The sequence below is a fragment of the Chryseobacterium daecheongense genome (assembly GCA_027920525.1).
GTDB lineage: Bacteria > Bacteroidota > Bacteroidia > Flavobacteriales > Weeksellaceae > Chryseobacterium > Chryseobacterium proteolyticum.
In genome coordinates this window covers 591,389-614,328 of record CP115858.1, presented here as the reverse complement: position 1 = coordinate 614,328, position 22,940 = coordinate 591,389, and the positions used below count along the sequence as shown (strand labels likewise).

At 36.3% G+C, this 22,940-nt stretch carries 21 protein-coding genes; 13 read left to right on the top strand and 8 right to left on the bottom strand.

From position 1 onward, the window contains the following. Positions 1-99: 99 nt before the first annotated feature. The 8 genes from PFY10_02480 (at position 100) to PFY10_02445 (ending at position 7,844) form a co-directional block, all read left to right on the top strand. The gene (locus PFY10_02480) at positions 100-549 is read left to right on the top strand and encodes a MarR family transcriptional regulator (protein ID WBV58981.1); all 450 of its coding nucleotides are present in this window, start codon (positions 100-102) and stop codon (positions 547-549) included. A gap of 62 nt (positions 550-611) precedes the next feature. Further along, positions 612-3,017: a 3-hydroxyacyl-CoA dehydrogenase NAD-binding domain-containing protein gene (locus tag PFY10_02475; GenBank protein WBV57306.1), complete on the top strand. Its 2,406-nt coding sequence runs from the start codon at positions 612-614 to the stop codon at positions 3,015-3,017. A gap of 78 nt (positions 3,018-3,095) precedes the next feature. Then, complete coding sequence (locus PFY10_02470) at positions 3,096-3,410, top strand: four helix bundle protein (GenBank protein WBV57305.1); 315 nt, start codon at positions 3,096-3,098, stop codon at positions 3,408-3,410. 49 nt (positions 3,411-3,459) lie between these two features. Beyond that, on the top strand, positions 3,460-4,638 hold the full coding sequence (locus PFY10_02465; GenBank protein WBV57304.1) for an acetyl-CoA C-acyltransferase: 1,179 nt from the start codon (positions 3,460-3,462) through the stop codon (positions 4,636-4,638). Between the two features lie 34 nt (positions 4,639-4,672). Continuing rightward, on the top strand, positions 4,673-5,029 hold the full coding sequence (locus PFY10_02460) for a four helix bundle protein (protein ID WBV57303.1): 357 nt from the start codon (positions 4,673-4,675) through the stop codon (positions 5,027-5,029). A gap of 51 nt (positions 5,030-5,080) precedes the next feature. Continuing rightward, positions 5,081-6,871, top strand: coding sequence for an acyl-CoA dehydrogenase family protein (locus PFY10_02455; protein WBV57302.1), 1,791 nt, complete (start codon positions 5,081-5,083; stop codon positions 6,869-6,871). Positions 6,872-6,983: 112 nt separating this feature from the next. Next, positions 6,984-7,319 (top strand): YegP family protein, encoded by a 336-nt coding sequence (locus PFY10_02450; protein ID WBV57301.1) that lies wholly within the window; start codon positions 6,984-6,986, stop codon positions 7,317-7,319. A gap of 78 nt (positions 7,320-7,397) precedes the next feature. Next, positions 7,398-7,844 (top strand): phosphohydrolase, encoded by a 447-nt coding sequence (locus PFY10_02445; protein ID WBV58980.1) that lies wholly within the window; start codon positions 7,398-7,400, stop codon positions 7,842-7,844. Here PFY10_02445 and PFY10_02440 read toward each other — a convergent pair. Next, positions 7,841-8,557, bottom strand: a complete 717-nt coding sequence (locus PFY10_02440) for a DUF2490 domain-containing protein (GenBank protein WBV57300.1) — start codon at positions 8,555-8,557, stop codon at positions 7,841-7,843. The two genes, PFY10_02445 and PFY10_02440, sit on opposite strands and share 4 nt — an antisense overlap. 53 nt (positions 8,558-8,610) lie before the next feature. Then, the gene (locus PFY10_02435) at positions 8,611-10,419 is read right to left on the bottom strand and encodes a TonB-dependent receptor (protein ID WBV57299.1); all 1,809 of its coding nucleotides are present in this window, start codon (positions 10,417-10,419) and stop codon (positions 8,611-8,613) included. A 600-nt stretch (positions 10,420-11,019) separates the two neighbouring features. Here PFY10_02435 and uvrA point away from each other — a divergent pair. After that, a complete protein-coding gene (gene uvrA, locus PFY10_02430; protein WBV57298.1) occupies positions 11,020-13,812 on the top strand; it encodes an excinuclease ABC subunit UvrA in 2,793 nt (930 codons plus the stop codon). 53 nt (positions 13,813-13,865) lie between these two features. On the opposite strand, the gene PFY10_02425 is transcribed toward uvrA, so the two are convergent. Then, positions 13,866-14,504 (bottom strand): NAD(P)H-binding protein, encoded by a 639-nt coding sequence (locus tag PFY10_02425; protein ID WBV57297.1) that lies wholly within the window; start codon positions 14,502-14,504, stop codon positions 13,866-13,868. 309 nt (positions 14,505-14,813) lie between these two features. Here PFY10_02425 and PFY10_02420 point away from each other — a divergent pair, with 309 nt between their 5' ends. Further along, positions 14,814-15,920 carry an epoxide hydrolase gene (locus PFY10_02420; GenBank protein ID WBV57296.1) on the top strand — a complete coding sequence of 369 codons (1,107 nt, stop codon included), beginning with the start codon at positions 14,814-14,816 and terminating at the stop codon, positions 15,918-15,920. Between the two features lie 362 nt (positions 15,921-16,282). Here the strand turns inward: PFY10_02420 and PFY10_02415 are convergent, their stop codons facing one another. From PFY10_02415 to PFY10_02395, 5 genes are read right to left on the bottom strand one after another with little or no spacing between them, the layout of a single operon-like run. After that, on the bottom strand, positions 16,283-17,014 hold the full coding sequence (locus tag PFY10_02415) for a hypothetical protein (protein ID WBV57295.1): 732 nt from the start codon (positions 17,012-17,014) through the stop codon (positions 16,283-16,285). A gap of 4 nt (positions 17,015-17,018) precedes the next feature. Beyond that, a complete protein-coding gene (locus tag PFY10_02410; GenBank protein WBV57294.1) occupies positions 17,019-17,999 on the bottom strand; it encodes a hypothetical protein in 981 nt (326 codons plus the stop codon). Between the two features lie 29 nt (positions 18,000-18,028). Further along, entirely contained in the window at positions 18,029-18,526 is a 498-nt protein-coding gene (locus tag PFY10_02405) for a hypothetical protein (protein WBV57293.1), read from the bottom strand. Then, the gene (locus PFY10_02400) at positions 18,526-18,999 is read right to left on the bottom strand and encodes a hypothetical protein (GenBank protein ID WBV57292.1); all 474 of its coding nucleotides are present in this window, start codon (positions 18,997-18,999) and stop codon (positions 18,526-18,528) included. Before PFY10_02400 ends, PFY10_02405 begins: the two co-directional genes overlap by 1 nt. A 19-nt stretch (positions 19,000-19,018) precedes the next feature. Continuing rightward, the gene (locus PFY10_02395; protein ID WBV57291.1) at positions 19,019-19,342 is read right to left on the bottom strand and encodes a DUF4870 domain-containing protein; all 324 of its coding nucleotides are present in this window, start codon (positions 19,340-19,342) and stop codon (positions 19,019-19,021) included. A 233-nt stretch (positions 19,343-19,575) separates the two neighbouring features. Here PFY10_02395 and PFY10_02390 point away from each other — a divergent pair, with 233 nt between their 5' ends. The 3 genes from PFY10_02390 to PFY10_02380 are packed head-to-tail and all read left to right on the top strand — an operon-like array spanning position 19,576 to position 22,924. Beyond that, a complete protein-coding gene (locus tag PFY10_02390) occupies positions 19,576-21,432 on the top strand; it encodes a hypothetical protein (protein WBV57290.1) in 1,857 nt (618 codons plus the stop codon). Positions 21,433-21,483: 51 nt separating this feature from the next. Continuing rightward, positions 21,484-22,710 (top strand): S41 family peptidase, encoded by a 1,227-nt coding sequence (locus PFY10_02385; GenBank protein WBV57289.1) that lies wholly within the window; start codon positions 21,484-21,486, stop codon positions 22,708-22,710. After that, positions 22,667-22,924: a S41 family peptidase gene (locus PFY10_02380; GenBank protein WBV57288.1), complete on the top strand. Its 258-nt coding sequence runs from the start codon at positions 22,667-22,669 to the stop codon at positions 22,922-22,924. The genes PFY10_02385 and PFY10_02380 overlap by 44 nt, the downstream gene beginning before the upstream one ends. Positions 22,925-22,940: the final 16 nt, after the last annotated feature.

The window sequence follows — 22,940 nt, the reverse complement described above, 5'->3', positions numbered from 1 at the left end:
AATCGATTTACTATCAGATTGTTAACAAATTTTAACGTTAATAAATACTATGCATGCATAATATTTACTAAATTTGATAAAAACCTATTACCAAAAATGATGGATAACAACAAAGAAAAAATAGAAAATGTAGATCTGGTTCTAAAACAAACCTGGCTTGCTGTATCCAAAATGTTCACAGAACTTGCCCAGGAGCACGATTCTACAGCCGTTCAGGCGCTCACACTTCTTAAAATAGATCCTAAAGAAGGGACAAGAAGCACAAATTTGGGACCCAAGATGGCCATTGAGCCTACTTCTCTTACAAGAATTATAAAACTTCTGGAAGATAACGGCTATATCTATAAGGAGAAAACCACTACCGACAAAAGAGAGGTTATCATAAAACTTACAGATAAAGGGCTAAACTCAAGAAATCTTTCAAAAGAAGTGGTCTTAAGTTTCAACAAAAGGGTCATGGATAAAATTGCTCCGGAAAAAATGGAAATTTTTAAGGAAGTAATGAATGAAATCATGAAAATTGCCAACGATCTGAATAACAGAAAATAAATTAACATACAACCAAAAGGTTACGTCTGACCCAATAAAAATAAATAATAAATAGTTTACAGATGAAAAGAAGAATCAAACACGTTACGGTTCTTGGTTCAGGAATCATGGGAAGCGGTATCGCAGCTCACTTCGCCAATATTGGTGTGGAAGTTTTGCTTTTAGATATTGTTCCCTTTGAATTGACTGAAGCAGAACAAAAAAAAGGTTTGACCAAAGATGATAAAGCAGTAAGAAACAGAATTGCTGCAGAGAACTTTGAAAAACTTAAAAAAGCGAGTCCTGCACTACTCTATTCTCCAAAATTTGCAGATAGAATCAAAGTAGGAAATTTTGATGATGATTTACAGAAAATAAAAAATACAGACTGGATTATTGAAGTGGTCGTTGAAAGACTGGACATCAAAAAATCTGTCTATGAAAAGATTGAACAATTCAGAAAACCAGGAACTTTAATTTCTTCTAATACATCGGGAATTCCTATCCACTTATTAACGGAAGGAAGAAGCGATGACTTCAAGAAGTATTTCGCAGGAACCCACTTCTTCAACCCGGTACGTTATCTTCCTCTTTTGGAGATTATCCCAACCAATGATACGGATCCCGAGATCGTTGATTTCTATATGAACTACGGAGCCAAGTTCTTGGGTAAAACTACGGTTTTGGCAAAAGATACACCAGCATTCATTGCCAATAGAATCGGGGTATTTTCCATGATGGACCTTTTACATAATGTACAGAAATTAGGTCTTACCGTTTCCGATGTAGATAAATTAACAGGACCGGTGATCGGCCGTCCAAAATCTGCAACCTTCAGAACAGCGGATGTGGTAGGTTTGGATACTCTGGTTATGGTAGCTAACGGTGTACGCCAAAGTGGTTCAGAAGCCAATGACTTTAATGATGTGTTTGCGCTTCCCAATTATATCCAGAAAATGATGGATAATAAATGGTTAGGCTCTAAAACACAGCAAGGATTTTACAAGAAAGTGAAGAATGCAGATGGAAAATCTGAAATTCATGGATTAAATCTGGATACCTTAGAATATGAACTTCAGGGAAAATCATCTTTCCCTACCCTTGAGCTTACTAAAACCATTGATAAACCTATCGACAGATTCAAAGTTTTAATCGGCGGAAAAGATAAAGCAGGAGAATTATACAGAAAATCTTTGGGTGCGTTATTCGCTTACGTATCTCATAAAGTCCCGGAAATTTCTGATGACATCTATAAAATTGATGATGCCATGAGAGCTGGTTTCGGATGGGAAAACGGTCCGTTTGAGATCTGGGATGCCGTAGGTATTCAAAAAGGTATTGAACTTGCGAAAGATGCAGGCTATGAGGTTTCTGATTGGGCTAAAGAATTGGCGGAAAAAGGACAAACATTCTATAAAGTTAATGATGAAGGTCAAAGTATCTATTATGACAAAAACTCAGGAAATTACAACAATATCCCGGGTCAGGATGCCTTCATTATTTTAGATAATATCAGAAAGAATAAAACACTTTGGAGCAATTCAGGCTCAGCTATTGAAGATCTGGGAGACGGAATTATCAATTTTGAGATCCGCTCCAAGATGAACTCTCTTGGCGGAGAAGTTCTTGACGGACTTAACCGTGCGATCGACTTAGCTGAAAAAGAATACGATGGCCTTGTAATCGGTAACCAGGGGACCAACTTCTCGGTAGGTGCCAATTTAGCTATGATCCTTATGATGGCTATCGAACAGGACTGGGATGATCTGAATATGGCTATAGCTTATTTCCAGAAATCAATGATGAGAGTTCGTTATTCTTCAATTCCTGTCGTAGTGGCTCCTCATGGAATGACTCTTGGTGGCGGCTGCGAAATGACCATGCACGCTGACCGTGTAGTTGCTGCTGCGGAAACTTATATCGGCCTGGTAGAAACCGGAGTTGGTGTAATTCCTGGTGGTGGTGGTACTAAAGAATTAACTTTAAGAACCTCAAGAGAATTCCACACCGATGATGTGAAAAACAACAGACTACGCGAAGCTTTCATGAACATTGCCATGGGTAAAGTAGCAACTTCAGCCTACGAAGCCTATGATATGGGAATCCTTGAAAAAGGAAAAGATATTGTTTCCGTAAGTAAAAACAGACAAATTGCAGAGGCTAAAAAGATTGCAAAATTATTAGCAGAGCAAGGATACACACAACCTATTGAACAAAGCGTAAAAGTTTTAGGAAAAGATGCATTGGGAATGTTCTATGTAGGAACAGACCAGATGTTAACCGGAAACTTTATTTCTGAACACGACAAGAAGATCGCAGATAAACTGGCCAATGTAATGGTAGGTGGAAATCTTTCCGAACCAACTGTTGTAACCGAACAATACCTATTGAATCTTGAAAGAGAAACTTTCCTTCAACTTTGCGGAGAAAGAAAAACCCTGGAAAGAATACAGTACATGTTGCAGAACGGAAAACCACTTAGGAATTAGAATTTTCTGTAAAATGTAAAAAGTATTAATGTATTAACGATGCACAATTTCAGAGACCTAGAAGTTTGGACAAAATCAATGAAACTTTGTAAAATTTTTTACCTGGCCACGCTTGATTTTCCAAAAGATGAAATATTCGGACTTACCTCTCAATCAAGAAGAAGTCTTTATTCAATTTCTTCAAATATTGCTGAAGGTGCGGGTCGTGATACAGATGCTCAGTTTTCACATTTCCTGAATATTGCCTTAGGATCATCCTTTGAATTCGAAACACAAATATTAATCGCTAATGATTTGGGGTTTTTCAAAAATGATGATTTTGATATTATTTATTCAGAAACTAAACATATTCAAAATATGCTGGCCAAATTGAAGCAAAAATTTAATACTTAAACATTTTAGATCATTAATACATTTTACATTAATACTTAAATACAAAAAAATGAAACAAGCATATATAGTAAAAGGATACAGGACAGCGGTGGGTAAAGCGCCTAAAGGTTCCCTTCGCTTTACACGTCCGGATGTAATGGCGGCTACAGTAATTGAAAAATTAATGGCTGAGCTTCCGCAATTGGATAAAAACAGGATTGATGACCTTATCGTAGGAAATGCAATGCCTGAAGCTGAGCAGGGCTTAAACGTAGCCCGTCTCATCTCTTTGATGGGATTGAATACGGATAAAGTTCCAGGTGTAACTGTAAACAGATATTGTGCATCAGGAAGTGAGGCAATTGCTATTGCTTCAGCTAAAATTCAGGCCGGAATGGCGGATTGTATTATTGCCGGTGGTACTGAATCAATGTCTTATATTCCTATGGGAGGATACAAGCCGGTTCCGGAAACTGATATTGCCAAAACAAACCCTGACTATTATTGGGGAATGGGTTATACTGCGGAAGAAGTAGCAAAACAATATAAGATCACAAGAGAAGAACAGGATCAGTTCGCTTTTGAATCTCATATGAAAGCTTTAAAGGCTAATGCTGAAGGTAAGTTTACCAATCAGATTGTTCCCCTTCCTGTAGAATATAATTTCCTGGATGAAAATCAGAAGATGCAAACCAAAAAGTTTGATTTTTCTGTTGATGAAGGACCAAGAAAAGATACTTCTTTAGAAGGTTTGGCTAAACTAAGACCTGTATTCGCCAACGGAGGAAGCGTAACAGCCGGAAACTCTTCTCAGATGAGTGATGGAGCTGCTTTCGTAATGGTTATGAGTGAGGAAATGGTAAAAGAGTTAGGTTTACAGCCGGAAGCAAGGCTTGTTGCCTATGCTGCTGCAGGACTTGAGCCTAGAATCATGGGAATGGGACCTATCTATGCTATTCCAAAAGCACTAAAACAAGCAGGCCTTGAATTAAAAGACATCGAATTAATTGAATTAAATGAAGCTTTCGCTTCCCAGTCAGTTGCCATCAAAAAAGAATTAGGTCTAAACCCTGATATCCTTAATGTAAACGGAGGAGCAATCGCTCTGGGGCACCCTCTTGGATGTACCGGAACAAAGCTTACTGTACAGCTTCTGGATGAAATGAGAAAACGCGGAAATAAATACGGTATGGTTTCAATGTGCGTAGGAACAGGACAGGGAGCAGCAAGTATTTTTGAATTATTATAGATAAAAGAAAAAAGAATAAAGAGAAAAGACTTTGATGAAACATAACTTTAAGAATTTAAATATCTGGAAATTGGCAATTGAATTAGCTAATGATGTTTATATACTTACTGATATTTTTCCAAAAAGTGAAGAATTTGGACTAAAATCTCAAATTAGGAGATGTTCAGTTTCTGTTCCTTCAAATATAGCTGAAGGTTCAAGTAGAAGTTCCAATAAAGATTTCAATCGCTTTTTAGAAATAAGTCTTGGCTCTCTTTATGAATTACAAACACAGATTATCATTTCTTCCAATAGAAGTTATTTTGATTTGTCCCAACTTGAAAATATAGAAAATAAAATCACAGAATTACAGAGAATGATTTCTGGCTTTCAAAAGAACTTAAAGTTGTAAGTCTTTACTCTTTTCTCTTTATTCTTTAATCAAAAATTAAAATTATTAATAATGAGTGATACACTTAATAAAACACGAAAAGGCGGTGAGTTTTTAATTAAAGAAATTCCTGCTAATGAGATCTTCTCTATTGAAGAACTTAATGAGGAACAAAAAATGCTTCGTGATTCTGCGAAAGAATTTATTGACAGAGAAGTAGTTCCGCAAAAGGAACGTTTCGAAAAGAAAGATTATGCATTTACAGAAGAGACAATGCGTAAGCTTGGTGAAATGGGTATGCTTGGAATTGCTGTTCCTGAAGAATATGGAGGACTGGGAATGGGCTTTGTAACAACCATGCTTGCCTGCGATTATATTTCGGGAGTTACCGGTTCATTAGCTACGGCATACGGAGCGCACACCGGAATCGGAACATTACCAATTGTTCTTTACGGTACAGAAGAGCAAAAGAAAAAATATCTTCCGGATCTGGCTACAGGAACTAAGTTTGGAGCCTATTGTTTAACAGAGCCGGATGCAGGTTCTGATGCCAACTCAGGAAAAACAAGAGCTAAATTATCTGAGGATGGTAAACATTATATCATCAACGGACAAAAGATGTGGATTTCCAATGCTGGATTTGCCGATACTTTCACTCTGTTTGCAAAGATCGATGATGATAAAAATATTACAGGCTTTGTAATCAACCGTTCTGAACTTGAAAATCCTGAAAGCTTAACTTTCGGAGAAGAGGAACATAAATTAGGGATCCGTGCATCCTCTACCCGTCAGGTTTTCTTTAACGATATGAAAATTCCTGTTGAAAACCTTTTGGGAGAAAGAAACAACGGATTTAAAATTGCTTTGAACGCATTGAACGTTGGTCGTATCAAATTAGCTGCAGCTTGTCTTGATGCTCAGAGAAGAATTACCAACCACTCTATCCAGTATGCTAACGAAAGAAAACAGTTTGGCGTTTCTATTTCAACTTTCGGAGCGATCAGAAAGAAGCTTGCTGAGATGGCAACAGGAATTTTTGTAAGTGAGGCAGGTTCGTATAGAGCGGCTAAAGATATTCAGGATAAGATTGATGAACTGGTAGCGGGAGGATTAGATCATCAGGCTGCAGAATTAAAGGGTGTTGAAGAATTTGCTGTAGAGTGTTCAATTCTTAAAGTTTTCGTATCTGACCTGGCGCAACATACAGCTGACGAAGGAATTCAGGTATACGGAGGTATGGGATTCTCGGAGGAAACTCCTATGGAGGCAGCTTGGAGAGATTCAAGGATTTCAAGAATCTATGAAGGTACCAATGAGATCAACAGACTACTTGCAGTAGGAATGCTGATCAAGAGAGCGATGAAGGGTGAATTAGACCTGTTATCTCCTGCTATGGCAATCAGTAAAGAATTAATGGGTATCCCTTCATTTGAGGTGCCGGATTATTCTGCCTTTATGAGTGAGGAGAAAGCGATTATTGCAAACCTTAAAAAAGTATTCTTAATGGTTTCAGGAGCTGCCCTTCAAAAATATATGATGGATATTGAAAAGCAGCAACACTTATTGCTAAATGCTTCAGAAATCCTTAATCAGATCTACATGGCAGAATCTGCAATCTTAAGAGCTGAAAAACACTTTACTCCTGATTCTGTAGAAGCAGCTATGGCTCAGCTTAACCTTTACAAAGCAGTTGAGAAAATCATCGTTGCTGCTAAAGAAGGAATTGTTTCTTTTGCTGAGGGAGATGAGCAAAGAATGATGCTTTCCGGATTAAGAAGATTTACAAAATATACTAATCATCCTAATATAGTTGCTCTTACTGAAAAAGTTGCAGCACACTATATTGAAAAAGGACATTATTAGTCTTTTCTAAAATAAATTTGATGTTAAAGCACTTCACTTTGAAGTGCTTTTTTGTTTTATAAATTTTTGTTACTTTTAAATAACCGAAACATCATCATAAAACAAATAAATTATGGGAAAATTTATTATTTCTACAAGAACAAACGGGGATTATCAATTCAACCTGAAAGCAGGAAACGGCCAGGTAATCTTAACAAGCCAGGGATACAGCTCCAAATCAGGATGTGAAAACGGCATAGAATCCGTGAGAATCAATTCTAGAGACGACTCTAAATTTGAAAGAAAAACTTCTTCTAATGAAAAGTCTTATTTTAATCTAAAAGCAGGGAATGGCCAGATTATTGGAACCAGCCAGATGTATGAATCTGAAAATGGTATGGAGAACGGCATAGAATCAGTAAAAAACAACGCTCCCATTGCATCTGTTGAAGACGAAACACAGGGATAAAATATTTTAAAATAATTAAAAGAAATGTCTTATTTATTTAAGGCATTTTCTATTTTTGCACAGAATCTTTTCAAAAAAATGACTAAAGAAGAACTTTTACACAGAGCCATAAAGATTGCTGATAAAGCGCATAAAGGGCAGACCGATAAATACCATGCACCCTATATTGCCCATGTAATGCGTGTTATGGAGTACGGAAAAACAATGGATGAAAAAATCGTAGGGGTATTGCATGATGTCGTAGAAGATCACCCTTCTGAGTTTAGTCTTGATTTTTTACGAAATGAGGGCTTTCCGGAATATATCCTGTTTGCCATTAGTTGCCTTACCAAATTCGATCCTGAAGAGGATTATGACGATTTCATAAAACGAACTGAAAGATCTCCCCTTGCTGTAGCTGTCAAATTAAACGATCTGCGGGATAATATGGATTTACGAAGAGTAAACAGGGAACTTACTCCTAAAGACATTAAAAGATTTAATAAATACCTTAAGGCATATCATTATCTGATCGAAAAATATTAATCCGCTCCCGGGAATTCATAAGTTTTCGTATGGTGATCGGTGCCATCGATATTAATGTTCAGGGCTAAGTAAATAAAATGAAGGTTTTTGTTCCCGGTTGCATCGAATTCTCTTTGCCAGAGGTAACCACATAAAACACCGAAATATTCGTCAATCTGATAACCGAATCCACCGTAAACCCTGTTTCGGGCAAATGTAGGTTTTATAGGACTTACAAAAAATACTTCGTCATAAGCATTGGCAAATACAGTTCCTTTTTCGATTGTTTTCGCATTAAGAGGTACGCTTACATTCAAACGGTAACGATAACGCATCCTTTGAGATGTTTTATCTGTTTTAGGTTCGTAAAACCAGCTCTTTTCCGCGCGAAGACGATTCTCAAATTTTACAATCCCTTTCTTAACGTCGATAACGTCCTGGAGCCATACCCTGAATTCCTCCCTGCTTAAGCTCTGGGATTTATAGTTCACATATCTTCCAAGGCCTATGAACGGCTTGTGGTTTTTTGTGAGATTATATCCCAGTCCTCCTTTTATTTCGTAATAATCGGGATAAGTATAATCTTCATTTCCTCGAAGCTGACCTTCTGCATACAAGAAAAATTTTGGATGAAATTTATAGGTGAGGGTTACAGCATTAAAGCTTGAAATATGCTCTTGTGCCTTTATAAATGCCATGCTACATAGCAAACTTAAACCTAAGAAAAGTTTCATCTGAAAAAATTTTTGCAAAAATAAAATTAATTAACCACTCGTTAATATTAACTTTACTTAATATTAATATTGTAGGTAAATCCTATATGAAACCATCTGTTAGGCATCTGAACACCAAAGGTTTCGGTATATTTCGTATTCGTAACATTATTAATCAGAACATAGACTGAGAAATCCTTTTTAACGAAACTAATTTTTTCGTCCAATAAATTATAGCTGCCAAGATTCACTCTGTCATTATAACGGTATACTAATTCATTAGTGAAATGTTGCAGGAAACTTGTCTCAAGTTTGGCAACCAACTGATGTTTCAGATTATCGAGAACATATCTTGAAACAAAATCATTAGACTGTTTAAATTCGGTATCCAGGTACGTATACCCCAAAGAATATTTTATCCAAGGGAATAATCTGTGATTAAATTCTATCTCAACTCCTTTCGTATCAATTTCTCCTACATTTTGAGCATACCATACAGGGTCCTCCAAGGATTTCTTTACCCAATCGATAGAATTCTTTGAACTGCGCATAAAACCACTGATTTTTGCCAGTAATATTTTATTCTGATATTGATATCCCACTTCTGATGAAACAGCATTCTCAGGCAAAAGACCAGGGTTTCCCTGCTCTGTTTTACTTATATAATACAGATCTGTAAATGTTGGCACCCTGTGTACTCTTGCCACATTCGCATAGACCTTGTTGTTTGAATCAAAATTATAACCTACATCCAGCCCTGGATAGAAGAAATTTCCTTCCTTGGAGTAATTAGCCCAGGAAATTCCGGGACTGATATTTAGTTTTTTGTCCAGCAATGAAAAGTGATGTTCAAAGAGTACCTGGGTGACAAAACGGTTTCTGTCTCCAAGGTTATTACTCACCAGAAACTCTTTTCTCAGTTCGACACCAACCCCTGTCGTTCCCAATCCCCATGTATAACTTGAATTAACTTCTCCTCCAACATTATTTCCGATATGCATGTTCCTGTACAGAGCGGGATTTTGCCTGTTATATAAATACATATCCTGTCCCCTTCTCCAATATACATTAGAATTAAGTTTCAGTTTCCCAAAAGTTTGCTGGTGGGCTAAACTGATAATGGAAGCCTGCATCTCCTCATACTGCTCTGTAGCCTTCGGTGATGAATAAAATCCATTGGCTCCGAATTTCTTTTCTGAAAAACCTGCCTGAAGTCTTATATCTCCATTTCTAATCCCTAATTTGCTCTGGTAAAACACATTCCGTATTTCATAATCCGTATTATGCATATATCCTTGGGAAGTGGATGAATTAGCTTGCAGGGAGTTGGAAAACTTTTCATTTCCCAATTGGGCATTCAACCCGAAACCATAGGTCTCATAATCTCCGCCTTCCGCACTTATTTTTACCTTTTTACCTAAAATTGTTTTGGTGATGATATTGATGACACCCGCATAGGCATTTTGGCCAAATCTACGTGCTGCGGGACCTTTAATAATTTCTATGCGCTCAACATCTTCCAGATCCACCGGAATATTTAAAGAATTGTGCCCCGTTTGTGAATCATTCATCCGAATCCCGTTTAATAGTATAAGGACTTGTTCAAATGAGCTTCCACGAAATCCTACATCACTCTGTACACCATTGGCCCCTCTTCTTCTGATATCCATTCCAGGAACCATCTGAAGAATTTCATCAATACTTTTGGCCGCAGCATTTGCGATCTCTTCTCTTGAAATTATGGTAATATTCTGATTGGCACTCTTATAGGGAGTAGCTATAAATTTTCCCTGAACTTCTATCGTTTCAATATCTGATGCTTTTTCCTGTGCTTGTCCCATTACAATAGCTCCCAGAAAAAAAACGGCTCCCAGCTTTTTCATTCCTTAATTTAAGATTTTTTTAAGATTTCCAAAATTAGACGACTTGAACAACACTTACAAATGATTATTATCATAAACTTTAATTGATATAAATAAAAAAAGATGCAGTGGACTGCATCTTGTGTGGGGAAGTAATTACCTTTTTCTCATTAAATGTGTAACAAGGTCTCTGAATAACTTTACCATTATTATATACATTTATACGCTGCAATGTTAAATAAATTTAAAATACGAAGCAATACTGCAACTTAAAAAACATAAAAATTCATAAAATTTCTTTAACATGCTAAATAATATATTGCATCTTTCCTTCTTTGTTTAATAATTAATGCTGATGAACAGATTCATTGCTATCATTTTATAACTTATTGTTTAATACACCACAGTAATAATATTTTATTATTGAAATAATCAATTGGTCTGTTTAAAGTATTTACATAAGTGTTTTTTATCAAAAAAGTACCAAAGCAATGACCGGGTCAATGTTTTTATTTTGTAAATATTAACAGTCTGTTTAATAGATTTTTTGAATAGTAAAAGCGATAATTAGACGAAGAAAATCCGTTAAAAATTCGTATTTTTGTTGGTCTTAATTTTACTATGGCATCAATTACAGAAATAGATATAAAAAAGCAGGTATTTGTTAAAAATGCACATCTTAACAACCTGAAGCACATCGATGTATTAATCCCGAAAAATAAATTGATCGTTATCACAGGAGTGTCCGGAAGCGGAAAATCATCACTCGCTTTTGACACAATTTATGCGGAGGGACAAAGGAGATATGTTGAAAGCTTAAGTTCGTATGCACGACAGTTTTTAGGGAAACTGGAAAAACCAAAAGTGGATGATATTAAAGGACTCGCTCCTTCAATTGCTATCCAGCAAAAAGTTATTTCTTCCAACCCCCGTTCAACAGTCGGAACTTCCACAGAAATTTATGATTACCTTAAACTTTTATTTGCCAGAATCGGGAAAACATTTTCCCCGGTTTCAGGACAGGAGGTAAAAAAAGATTCGGTAACAGATGTCGTGGATTTTATTAAATCTTCAAAGAAGGATTCTTCTTTTCTTTTAACGGCTCCACTGGAATATGATATTGACAATTTTGCAGAGAACTTAAATGTCCTCAAGCTAGCCGGTTTTACAAGATTGGAGATTAATGATAACGTTGCGGGAATTGAAGATCTCGAAAGCTTTGGATTTACTCCTGAAAAAGGAATGGTCATTAATCTGGTGATCGACCGTTTTGCTTATGAAGAAGATGAGAGTTTTCTTCAAAGATTGGCAGACTCTATTCAGATGGCTTTCTACGAAGGTAGAGGGTATTGCTCGCTTAAAAATATTGAAACAGGAAAAGTCAGAGAGTTTTCCAATAAATTTGAGATGGACGGGATAGAATTCCTGGAGCCCAATGTCCATTTTTTTAGTTTTAATAATCCTTATGGTGCTTGTCCTACCTGTGAAGGTTATGGAAAAGTAATAGGAATCGATGAAGACCTTGTAATTCCTAACAAGACCCTTTCCGTTTATGAAGATGCTGTTGTGGCATGGAGAGGAGAAACGATGAGTGAATGGAAAAAAGCATTCATCAAAAAAGCGGGGGACTTTCCTATCCATAAGCCTTATCATCAGCTTACGAAGGAGCAAAAAAATTATTTATGGAAAGGAGATGGTAACAACAGTTTTCCATCGATCAATAATTTCTTCAAAATGCTTGAAGAAAATTTATACAAGATCCAATACCGTGTCATGCTTTCCCGTTATCGGGGTAAAACACTTTGTCCAACCTGTGAAGGTTTAAGGCTTCGTGAAGAAACAAGCTGGGTAAAAGTTGACGGGCATAATATCCAGTCTACGATTGAATTACCGCTTGACGAGCTCTTCCCTTTAATCAATTCTTTACAGCTTTCGGAACATGATCAGGAAGTAGCTAAAAGGCTTCTCTATGAGATCACTACCCGTCTGGAATTCCTATTAAAGGTGGGATTAGGATATCTTACCCTTAACAGAACATCCAATACGCTGTCTGGAGGAGAAAGCCAGAGGATCAACCTTGCTACCAGTTTGGGAAGTTCATTAGTAGGTTCCATCTATATTCTGGATGAACCTTCAATCGGGTTACACTCCAGGGATACTGAAAATTTAATCGGAGTTTTAAAAAATCTGCGGGATTTGGGAAATACCGTTATCGTTGTTGAACACGATGAAGATGTAATGAGAGCTGCAGACTATATTATTGATATTGGTCCTGAAGCCGGTTACCTGGGCGGTGAACTTGTTTTTGCCGGGGATTACAAAGAATTAAAAAATGCTGATACCCTTACCTCTCAATATTTAACAGGCAGACTGGAAATTAAAGTTCCCGAGAAAAGAAGGAAAGCTAAAGAATGGATCCATATTAAAGGAGCCAGACAAAATAATCTCAAAAATATTGATGTAGATGTTCCTTTGGAAAACCTGGTTGTTATTTCAGGAGTTTCCGGAAGTGGCAAATCTACACTAATGAAAGAAATTCTCACAAACGATATCCAGATACAGTTGGGAATGGGAGGAAAAAAGGGAGATTACGATACAGTGGAATTTCCTAAAAAACTGATCAAGAATATTGAACTCATCGATCAGAATCCTATCGGGAAATCTTCACGTTCAAACCCTGTTACTTATCTTAAAGCTTACGATGATATCAGAGATCTTTTTGCCAAACAAAAGATGTCTAAGATGATGGGCTATAAACCGAAACATTTCTCATTCAACGTAGATGGTGGAAGATGTGATGAGTGTAAAGGAGAAGGGGTCATCAATGTCTCTATGCAGTTTATGGCTGATATCGAGCTGGAATGTGAAACCTGTAAAGGAACCCGTTTCAAAAATGAAATTCTGGAAGTAAAGTTTGATGAGAAGAATATTTCTGATATCCTCCATATGACGGTGGATGAAGCTCTTGAGTTTTTTAAAGAAAATCATGAAGACAAAATTGTTACGAAATTAAGACCTTTGCAGGAGGTTGGTTTAGGCTATTTACAGCTTGGGCAAAGCTCTTCTACCCTTTCGGGAGGTGAAGCACAGCGTGTAAAACTTGCTTCTTTCCTGGTAAAAGGAGTAACAACGGATAAGACGTTATTTATCTTTGATGAACCCTCAACCGGACTCCATTTCCATGATATCCAAAAATTACTGAAATCTCTTCAGGCACTGATTGATCTCGGGCATTCTGTAATTGTTATAGAACATCAACCGGACATCATCAAATCTGCAGATTATATTATTGATATTGGTCCTGAAGCCGGAAAATATGGTGGTGAAGTAGTTTTTGCCGGGACACCTGAAGAACTGGCAGACAATAAAAAGTCGCATACGGCCAAATATATCAAAGAAAAATTAGAAAATTAATATGAACAGAGAGTCAAATTGACTCTCTGTTTTTTTAATCTTATTAAATGATTTTAAAGCACATTATACAAAAATGGGCTTTCCCTGATGTATATGGTATCTTCAATTTGTGAAATCAGAAATTCCGCCAGGTCTGCTGCGCTGATATTTTCACCCTTACAATCTTCCAGATTGGTTTCCACATTAAAATGTTCATCGGTCTGAATAATTAAAGGAAGTCTTACCAATGTCCAGTCCAGATCTGTTGTCGTAAGTAATTCATATTCTGTCTGCTTGTCTGTTGTTGTTTTCGGATAGTTTTGATACATCCAGTCTGTTGCCTGTTTCACCTTTATATTTTTTTTATCAAAAGGGGTGTTAACATTCAATCCGGTAGTTACAATATATCTTTTAAGACCGTGAAAGGTCATCGCCTTTAGAATATTTCCCGTGGCATCACTGAATATAGGATCTTCACCAACCGGCTGCCCTAAAGTACTGATAACACAGCTGCAATCTTTAAGTAAAGCATGAACGGACTGATAATTTCTGGCATCCCCTTTCATAATTTCTATCAGAGAATTTTTTGATTTAAAATTCTCGGGATTTCTGAGCAAAAGTTTAATGGAATAGCCTTTTTCCAAAAGCTGACGAACAAGATATTTTCCGGATTTTCCGGTACCGCCGATCACGGCTATTGTATTTGTTTTCATAAGAATCTCTTTAATGTTATAAACTGTACACGCCGGTAATATAATATTACCATTGGTTTTGTTTTTATGTAAATATAAAATGACAAGGAGTCCAGGAGCCTGAACCCTTATAAAGCCCGGTTATAGAATCTTACCGGTAAATACTGATGATATTTATAAAGAGATTTTAATAGGATAAATTTACTTATTTAATTTAAAATAGCAGTATAAAAATTTATAAATATCTAATTAATACGACTTTACAAAACAATTAAAGAATTATATTTGTTAAGAACCATAATGCAACTCATACAACCAAATTCAAATCATATGAAACCATTTACCGTAAACATTTCAGAGACTGTTCTTACAGATCTGAAAAACCGAATTCAAAACACCCGATGGCCCGGAGAAGCTGAAGGTTCTGACTGGCACTTCGGAACAAGCGAAAAGTACCTGAAGGAAATTACAGACTACTGGATCAATGGATACGACTGGAAAAAACATCAAGACCAGTTGAATCAATATCCCCAATATACAACTGACATTGACGGGATTCAGATTCATTTCCAGTATATAAAAGGAAAAGGAAGCAATTCCATCCCCTTATTGCTAACCCACGGCTGGCCGGATACCTTTTATCGTTTTCACAAAATAATTCCTCTGCTTACGGAGGGTGAACAAACTTTTGATCTTATTATTCCTTCCATTCCAGGGTTTGGCTTTTCTGATAAGATTGCCATTAGTAGTGAAGCCGTAGCAGATGTATGGATCAAATTAATGACGGAAACATTAGGGTATAATAAATTTTGTGCTGCGGGTGGAGACGTGGGAATGGGAGTTACCAAAGCTTTAGCTTCCAAATATCCGGATATTATGGAGGGAGTTCATTTTACGGATATCGGTTATCCTATGGGACAGGAAGATCCGAATACAATGACAGAGGAAGAAAAGCAATTTGCCCAGTTTGTACAACGCTGGTGGTATTCCGAAGGTGCTTACGCTATGGTTCACTCTACAAAACCACAATCATTGGCTTATGCACTCAATGACTCTCCTGTCGGGTTAGCGGCATGGATCATTAGTTTTGGAAACGCCGGTGCTCCTCCTGAATTAATCGAAACAGCTTTTGGAGGACGCGATGAGTTGCTTACGAATATTATGATCTATTGGGTCACCCAGACCATCGGTACATCCATGAGAATGTATAAAGCCGATGCTATAGCACAATGGGGAGGATCTCAGCCATTGGAAAAAACCGATGTTCCTGCGGGAATTGTAGTGCTTCCCCGTGAGGCCCAGTTTCCCAGAGAATGGGCAGAACGGTTTGTCAATGTTGTCTCTTTTAAAAAACTGAATAATGGCGGCCATTTTGCAGCATTGGAAATACCCGAGGTATTTTCAGATGAATTGAGATCATTCTTTTATTCTTTGTAACTATACTACGAATTAGTTCTCAAAACACCATGATAAGGACAAAAACAGGAAATTGATAAAGCCAATCAATACACTGAAAGACCGAATCACAGACTTATCCACAAAAAAATGTGGATAACTTGTGAATTTTAACATTTAATTCATGTTTTGTATTAAAATTATTCCTACATTTACTATGTAATACAACTGAAATGAAATCGTTTTTTGCTTTTTTCAGATTTGAAATTGCAATTAAATTTATAAAAATTTAAGCACAGCATTGTCGGCTGTGCTTTTTATTGTTGTCTAATTAAAAAAATGAGATGTATTTATCTACTGGATCCGCTCCTAAAGAGCGGATTCTTTTATATTATACCTCCTTACTACTCTCTCTCAAATTTTTTTAATGTTCCGTTTTCGTTTAACTCAATTGAATAGCGTTCCCTGCTTCCGTTAATGCTTGAAGGATACCATCTTATCATATTGTTCCAGACCGAGATGGAAATATTTGTAACAGGCTTTGCTCCTTCAACGCGAGCTGTTTTTTCATTATAGATTTCTGCCGCTTTGGCAATATTTACGAAAGGAAGCTTTCTTAAGGGGACCAACCTGGTTTTAATATTATCTTTAACGGATAATTGTTCCGGGCTGGGCTCAGACCATTTACCATTTTCATAGCGGTAATTGTCTATGTATTCCGGGTTCTGAGGATGCTGAAGCATCAGCCTGATATTGCCATCGTTATAAAAATAAACGGAAGAGTAGATAAAGATCTCTTTACCCATGTACTGAGGCAGCTTTTTCAGTGCTTCCTCAGCTTTGATTAATTTTTCTTCGTTGCTTAGAAAGTCTGTGCTTTTACCTTCCTGATGAGTCTGAACATGGGTTTTACTATGTTTTTCCAAAATAGTATTGACCATATGCTGCGCTTCTTCTATCTGCCGTTCTACTGCAGGATCAAATGGGCTTTCAGGAAAAGTTTCTTCCTTTTTTACATAGGTAGAAGTACTATCTTTTGGTACAGGCTTAAGGGTATCCTTAACACTCTTTGAAATCTGTTCGCAACCTGTAAAAAGAGTACTGCCTGCAATTATTATAATGATTGATTTTTTCATGGTGTTAACTAATTTGATCCAAATCAGAGGCAAATGCAACAAGGTCAGGATTTTCTTTGAGGTAAAAAATATCTATGTTTGCCTGTTTTACTATATTCAGGTCAAGAAGATTTACAATTTTTTTGAGCTCTGCCCTTCTTGTATGATTTTGGAAATCTATATATTCTACTCTAAACAGAACCATAGGCTGTTCATTAATATAGGTTCCTGTCTGGTTGGCGCTCAGTAATCTGGCTGTAGTTTTTATCCCTTTCAATTTAATAAGCGCGGCTTCACCCTTTTTTTTTCCTTCAAATACTCTTATAATCAAAGGAAATCCTACTCTATACAGCAAAAGAATGGCAGGGCAAAGAATAAGAGGATGCCAGAAAACCATAAACCTCCAACCCATTCCCATACTTTCCGTATGATAAGAGTAGATATAATACCAGGAAATAATTGCAACAAGTGCAAGCCATCCTAAGCAAATAAGAGAAATAGTCAGGATACTGATCTTCGCTTCAGTTCCTGCAAAAATAAAATAAGGTTCTCTTTTTACTTCTTTGTCAATAAGAATATCAATCTTTTTCCCGGCTTCAAATCGATGCTGCTGAGGTTTTGAATCGTTTACCGTTGTTTTCTGGACAATTTCAGTATCTACTAAATTTTTAAATAATAGTTTTAGTTCATAAGAGTTATATTTACTCTCCTCCTTTATTTTTACAGCTTCAATTATTTCGGCTTTGCGAGGGACTCCATTTTTGTTTAAATATTCAATATTCTTTTTTGCTGTAAAATTAGACAGGATCCATTTGCGAAAATACCCGGTAAGAATAATGATCCATAATATAAGAGAAACGGCTAAAATACCTAAAGCAAGCCATGGGTTTACAAGGCTGAGATCAGTAGGGTCATCCCCCTTGATGTTGTAATACAAAATCATTGGAAATGGGATTGCAAAAAACAACATATACAGTATCCAGAATATAACAATCTTTTTTTTCATATTGATATGTATTTGGAGTGACTTTAGATTTAAGGATTATTTACAAACTCAAGAATAGGATTCAGTATCTGTTCTACGTATTCATCCTCTCTCCTATTACTTCTTTTACTTCCGGAAAAGGTATCACTAATAGGATAATTTCTTAGAAACTGTTTCTTCTTTTTACCTATGGCATAAGCCCTGTCACCATATTCTGCAGTATTGATAATTGTCATTTCATCAAAAGCCATTAATCTTTTTCTTACCGACAATGGGTAAATCTTGTAAATACTGTTTGTTTTTTTATCAAACAGGAATTTTATACCGGCCCAAAAGATAAAATCATATACCGCATACAATAACATGATCCCACCAAGGCCATACAACGTATATCGGATGTTATCATTCAGCTGGGTGAAAAAGGGAACAAAACAGAATATAACAATAGCCAGAAAAACGAATATCTTTATCTTTGGTAAATATCCGAAATAAGGTTTTATACTTAATTCAGTGGAGGTTATTTCCAGTTGATATTTATTCGATTCCATTATTTTTCTGCAATATTCATGATTTCGCTTACTTCATTAATGGCATTTTGTGGAGTTCTTGAACTAAAAAGCCCTACAACGACCGGAACTCTCTTCTCTCTGCCATTCTGATCAAATATTAAGAAAGCTGTACTGTCCATGGTGATAAAAAGATATTTTCCCACGAGTACATAAAATTGTTCAAAATCTTCAAAACGGTAAACAGCTTCTCCACTCAATATATTATTTTTATGAATGATGGTTCTGGCCTGTGTATTGATGATCAATTTTTTTGTTGTCCTCAACAAATTAACCAATGCAAAGAACACGAAAAGAACAGCTGACCAAAGCCTTATCTTATTTTCCGGAGGGATTATGTAATACAAAACAACAGCTATTACTACACATAATATTGTTCTTAGAACTGCAGTTGAGACTTTGGTTTTAAGATGAAACTGATTGCCTTCACGGATGAAATATTTATAATCGTCCATATTAATTTTCCTGCTTGTGTTAACCAATGAAATTAAATTTATCTTCAAACATTTTTCCGAATACGGGAACCGGCTTTTCTGCTCCGTTTGCGGCATTAATGATTCCCAATATCCAGAATATGGTAATAAGAAGTCCTGCGATACCTAAAAAAGATAATGCAGGTGTCACAGAAACCAGTATTCTCATTAAAATATTGAAAAGGATACTTATAATCATAAGTCCTAAAGACTGTCTTAAATGATATTTAAGTAGAGCGTCTGCATTGTCTTTTCCTGATAGATAGGCTATAATCCAGCCTATAGGAGTAATATAGGAAACGATAGATAAAGTTTTGTTGTTCATAAAAATCTGTGATTAATTATACAGCAATATTGCTAAGACAAAGATTCGTTTGAATGGCGCGTATTTCCAAACTTTATGATGCTACAAAACATCTACTTCTCTTATAAGGGTGTCTACAATATGACTACAGGAATCAAACAGCACTGGTTTCCAGCATCTTGCTATTCTATATATTCGTCCATATTTACAAACTTTTATGCGGGAATCTAACAAATTATCTTAATTTTAAGTATATGAAATCTGTATTCTACAAAATATTTTTATGGACCTGTTTAGGAATAAGCTGTCATGTTTTTCCTCAGGGTGTGTATACCGACAGTCTTCAATCGGCAATTAATAAACCGGCCACTGAGGAAAAAGAAAAGCCCTTTTTATTAAATCAACTTGCAGAAGCTTACAGAATAAACAGAAACTATTCTGCTGCCGAAAATAAGGCAAGGCAGAGTGCCCGTATCGCCTTAAGGAATAAGAATTACCTTGAAGCAACAAAAGCTTATACACTTCTCACAGTTATAAAAGCCAATGATCAGCAAATAGCCTCTTTAAAAAAGATAAGTGATTCGGCTTTAATGATTGCCCAGCAATCTAAAAATCCTCAGGCAATGGCTTCCGCATATTATGCAAAAGTGTTCTTGTATAAAACTTTGGATGATCACGAAAAAAGGATAAAATATTGTCAGCTCGGGTTAAAAGAGCTGGAAAAATCACCGGACCCTTATATTGCAGCCTGTTTTTATTATCAGCTTTATGCCTCATATTCAACATGGAATAATGTACCCCAAGTCAATAACTATGCGCACAAAACAGTTGAAAATGCAGAAAAAACAAAAAATTACAATCTTCTCAGTAATGCGTATGCAGCCTTATCCGTTGCCCACGAATATAATTACAATTCTTCCAAAGAAAAAAAAGGACTGGACAGTGTTCTCTTTTATTTAAGAAAGTCTGAAGATCTTTATCTGAAATATCCAACAAGAGTATCCAGATATACCTATGCCATCACTTGTAACAATATTGCCAATGTATATTTAAAATATTTTCCAGCCAATGATAAAGATGCAGAAAAAAAAGCCATTTATTATGCCGAGACAGCGGGGAATATATTAAAAGATAATCCTAATGCTTCAGAAGTTAAAGCCAGTAGCTTTGGGATATTAAGTGAATATGCCAAAAGAGATGGTAATACTCTTTTAGAAGAAAAGTATCTATTAGAAGCTTATCATCTGATGAAAGCCGATAAAGCCCCATACTATTATACTTTAATCAATATTACCCAGGCTTTGTCTAACTTTTATAAAAATCAGGGCAATTTTGAAAAAGCTTTGGATTTTCAGGCGGAAGTAACCGAATACAGCGACAAGAATTTTAATCAGCAGCAAGCCCTTAATGCACAGAAGCTTGAGATACAATTTGAAACAGAAAAAAAGAATAATGAAGTGAAAATACTCAAAGAAAGGGAGGAAAGCCGTAAACTTCAAAACTATTTATATGTTTGCATTGCTATCGCTTCATTACTTGGACTCCTTTTTATGTTTCGTTCCTACCATTTCAAACTGCGTCTTTCCTTAGAACGGGAGAAACAACTTGAATTCGAAAAACACGAATCTGAAATGCAGGTAAAACTGGAGAAGGAAGAACAAGCAAGATTAAGGGCAGAACAACAACTGCTGGAAGCCCAGCAGCAACAACTTCAAAAAGAAGCAATGGCCAACGTCCTTCAGCTGGAACATAAAAACCGCATGTTGCATAGCATCAAAGATAAACTTGCCGATGACAGCTCTCTGAATATGCAGAAGATTATGAAAGAAGAGCTCGTTCTTGATAATGATTTTGAAGATGCAAAACTCCAGATCCAGAAAGTTCACCCCGATTTCTTTAACCTCATCAACGAAAAAGCCCATAAAAAGCTTACCCTTCTTGATATGAAGCTTTGTGCTTACCTGTATCTTAAAATGGATACCCGCCAGATTTCCCAATTGATGCATATCGAACCTAAAAGTGTAAGAATGAGCCGCTACAGGATCAAACAAAAATTAGGACTAGATAAAGAGGAAGATCTTAATCTTTTCCTTCAGAAATTAGGTAATTAGAGGGTTGGATATTTTTTAAATATTCCTATTTTTAGAAATCAAATTTAAACCATGAAAAAAATTTCCATTGGTATTTTTCTTTTGGCCGGTAGCATCTTTGCGTCAGCCCAATTACAAAATCCCGGCTTTGAAAAAACAGAAAACAACTATCCTTCGGATTGGAGCCATAAAGTCCTCGACCCATATGAGATGAAATATGATGGTGAGGTTAAACACTCCGGTAACGGCTCATTACAAATCTTCGGTAAACAGGATCATGTTAATGAATTACAAACTTTCTCTCAAAAAGTAAAGATTCCTGGAAAAGGATTAAGAAAAGTTGAAATCGGTGCTTTTATAAAATCAGCAAATATCCAGGGTAATATTTCTCTGTGGGCACAGGTTTGGGATGGAAAGAATACTATGGTTGATTTCGGAAATTCTTTTTCCCAAAACCGTAAAATAGTCCAAAATGAAGATTGGAAAAAGTACACCCTGGAATTTATACTTAATGATCAGGCAGACTACTTTGTATTGGGTGGCTTTTTAAAAGGAAGTGGTAAAGTTTGGTTTGATGATTTTTCTGTCACGGAAATCCCATTGTCCGATAAGGAAGCTTCGAAGACCGCTTTGAAGTATATCAATCAATTTAAAAACATCGTAAAGAAAAATTCGATTTTTAAAGATAAAATAGACTGGAGTTCACTTGATAATAACCTTCAGAAACTTTCCGGAGGTATGGTAACAGAGGAAGATACAGCTCCTGCTATTCAACATATTATAAAAGTGTTGCGGGCTGCAGGAGATAATCATTCTTTCGTGGACAATAAACAATATGCTGAAGAAAAAAAGAATACCAAAAGTTCTCCTATTGAACCTGAATATAAATTATTGGACCAAAAGATCGGTTATATTATGGTCCCTGCATTTTCATCTCTTAACAAAGAAGTAGGTAATGCTTTTGCTGAAAAAATACAGGGTATGATTAAAAAGCTTGATTCAGATAACACCCTGAAAGGCTGGATTGTGGATCTCAGATCCAATACCGGAGGCAATATGTATCCCATGATAACGGGATTAGGCCCCTTAACAGGAGAGGGAGCTTTGGGTTATTTTACAAAAGATGGAAAAAGCAAAAGTGCCTGGAAATACAAAGATGGCAGTATGTATAGTGTTTCTGTTTCAAAACCCTATACGCTACATGATCAGAACCCTAAAATAGCAGTCTTAATAGGACCTATGACAGCCAGTAGTGGTGAGGCAACTACTATTTCCTTTATCGGAAAAAAAGAATGTTAAAACCTTTGGTCAGCCTTCTGCAGGACTTACCAGTGCAAATCAGGGATACGAACTGAGTGATGGAAGAACACTTTACCTTGCGGTTTCCTACGAAATGGACCGGACTGGAAAAGAATACAAGGAAGGCATACAACCGGACATTATGATTACTCCTTCAGAGGATAAAAATGTTGATGCCGTTCTACAAAAAGCTACCGAGTGGATCATGGAATAAATATTAAAGCTCCGGT

Coding starts and splice junctions, on each gene's coding strand:
- PFY10_02480 (WBV58981.1), top strand. CDS start 100: ATGGATAACAACAAAGAAAAAATAGAAAATGTAGATCTGGTTCTAAAA.
- PFY10_02475 (WBV57306.1), top strand. CDS start 612: ATGAAAAGAAGAATCAAACACGTTACGGTTCTTGGTTCAGGAATCATG.
- PFY10_02470 (WBV57305.1), top strand. CDS start 3,096: ATGAAACTTTGTAAAATTTTTTACCTGGCCACGCTTGATTTTCCAAAA.
- PFY10_02465 (WBV57304.1), top strand. CDS start 3,460: ATGAAACAAGCATATATAGTAAAAGGATACAGGACAGCGGTGGGTAAA.
- PFY10_02460 (WBV57303.1), top strand. CDS start 4,673: ATGAAACATAACTTTAAGAATTTAAATATCTGGAAATTGGCAATTGAA.
- PFY10_02455 (WBV57302.1), top strand. CDS start 5,081: ATGAGTGATACACTTAATAAAACACGAAAAGGCGGTGAGTTTTTAATT.
- PFY10_02450 (WBV57301.1), top strand. CDS start 6,984: ATGGGAAAATTTATTATTTCTACAAGAACAAACGGGGATTATCAATTC.
- PFY10_02445 (WBV58980.1), top strand. CDS start 7,398: ATGACTAAAGAAGAACTTTTACACAGAGCCATAAAGATTGCTGATAAA.
- PFY10_02440 (WBV57300.1), bottom strand. CDS start 8,557: ATGAAACTTTTCTTAGGTTTAAGTTTGCTATGTAGCATGGCATTTATA.
- PFY10_02435 (WBV57299.1), bottom strand. CDS start 10,419: ATGAAAAAGCTGGGAGCCGTTTTTTTTCTGGGAGCTATTGTAATGGGA.
- uvrA (WBV57298.1), top strand. CDS start 11,020: ATGGCATCAATTACAGAAATAGATATAAAAAAGCAGGTATTTGTTAAA.
- PFY10_02425 (WBV57297.1), bottom strand. CDS start 14,504: ATGAAAACAAATACAATAGCCGTGATCGGCGGTACCGGAAAATCCGGA.
- PFY10_02420 (WBV57296.1), top strand. CDS start 14,814: ATGAAACCATTTACCGTAAACATTTCAGAGACTGTTCTTACAGATCTG.
- PFY10_02415 (WBV57295.1), bottom strand. CDS start 17,014: ATGAAAAAATCAATCATTATAATAATTGCAGGCAGTACTCTTTTTACA.
- PFY10_02410 (WBV57294.1), bottom strand. CDS start 17,999: ATGAAAAAAAAGATTGTTATATTCTGGATACTGTATATGTTGTTTTTT.
- PFY10_02405 (WBV57293.1), bottom strand. CDS start 18,526: ATGGAATCGAATAAATATCAACTGGAAATAACCTCCACTGAATTAAGT.
- PFY10_02400 (WBV57292.1), bottom strand. CDS start 18,999: ATGGACGATTATAAATATTTCATCCGTGAAGGCAATCAGTTTCATCTT.
- PFY10_02395 (WBV57291.1), bottom strand. CDS start 19,342: ATGAACAACAAAACTTTATCTATCGTTTCCTATATTACTCCTATAGGC.
- PFY10_02390 (WBV57290.1), top strand. CDS start 19,576: ATGAAATCTGTATTCTACAAAATATTTTTATGGACCTGTTTAGGAATA.
- PFY10_02385 (WBV57289.1), top strand. CDS start 21,484: ATGAAAAAAATTTCCATTGGTATTTTTCTTTTGGCCGGTAGCATCTTT.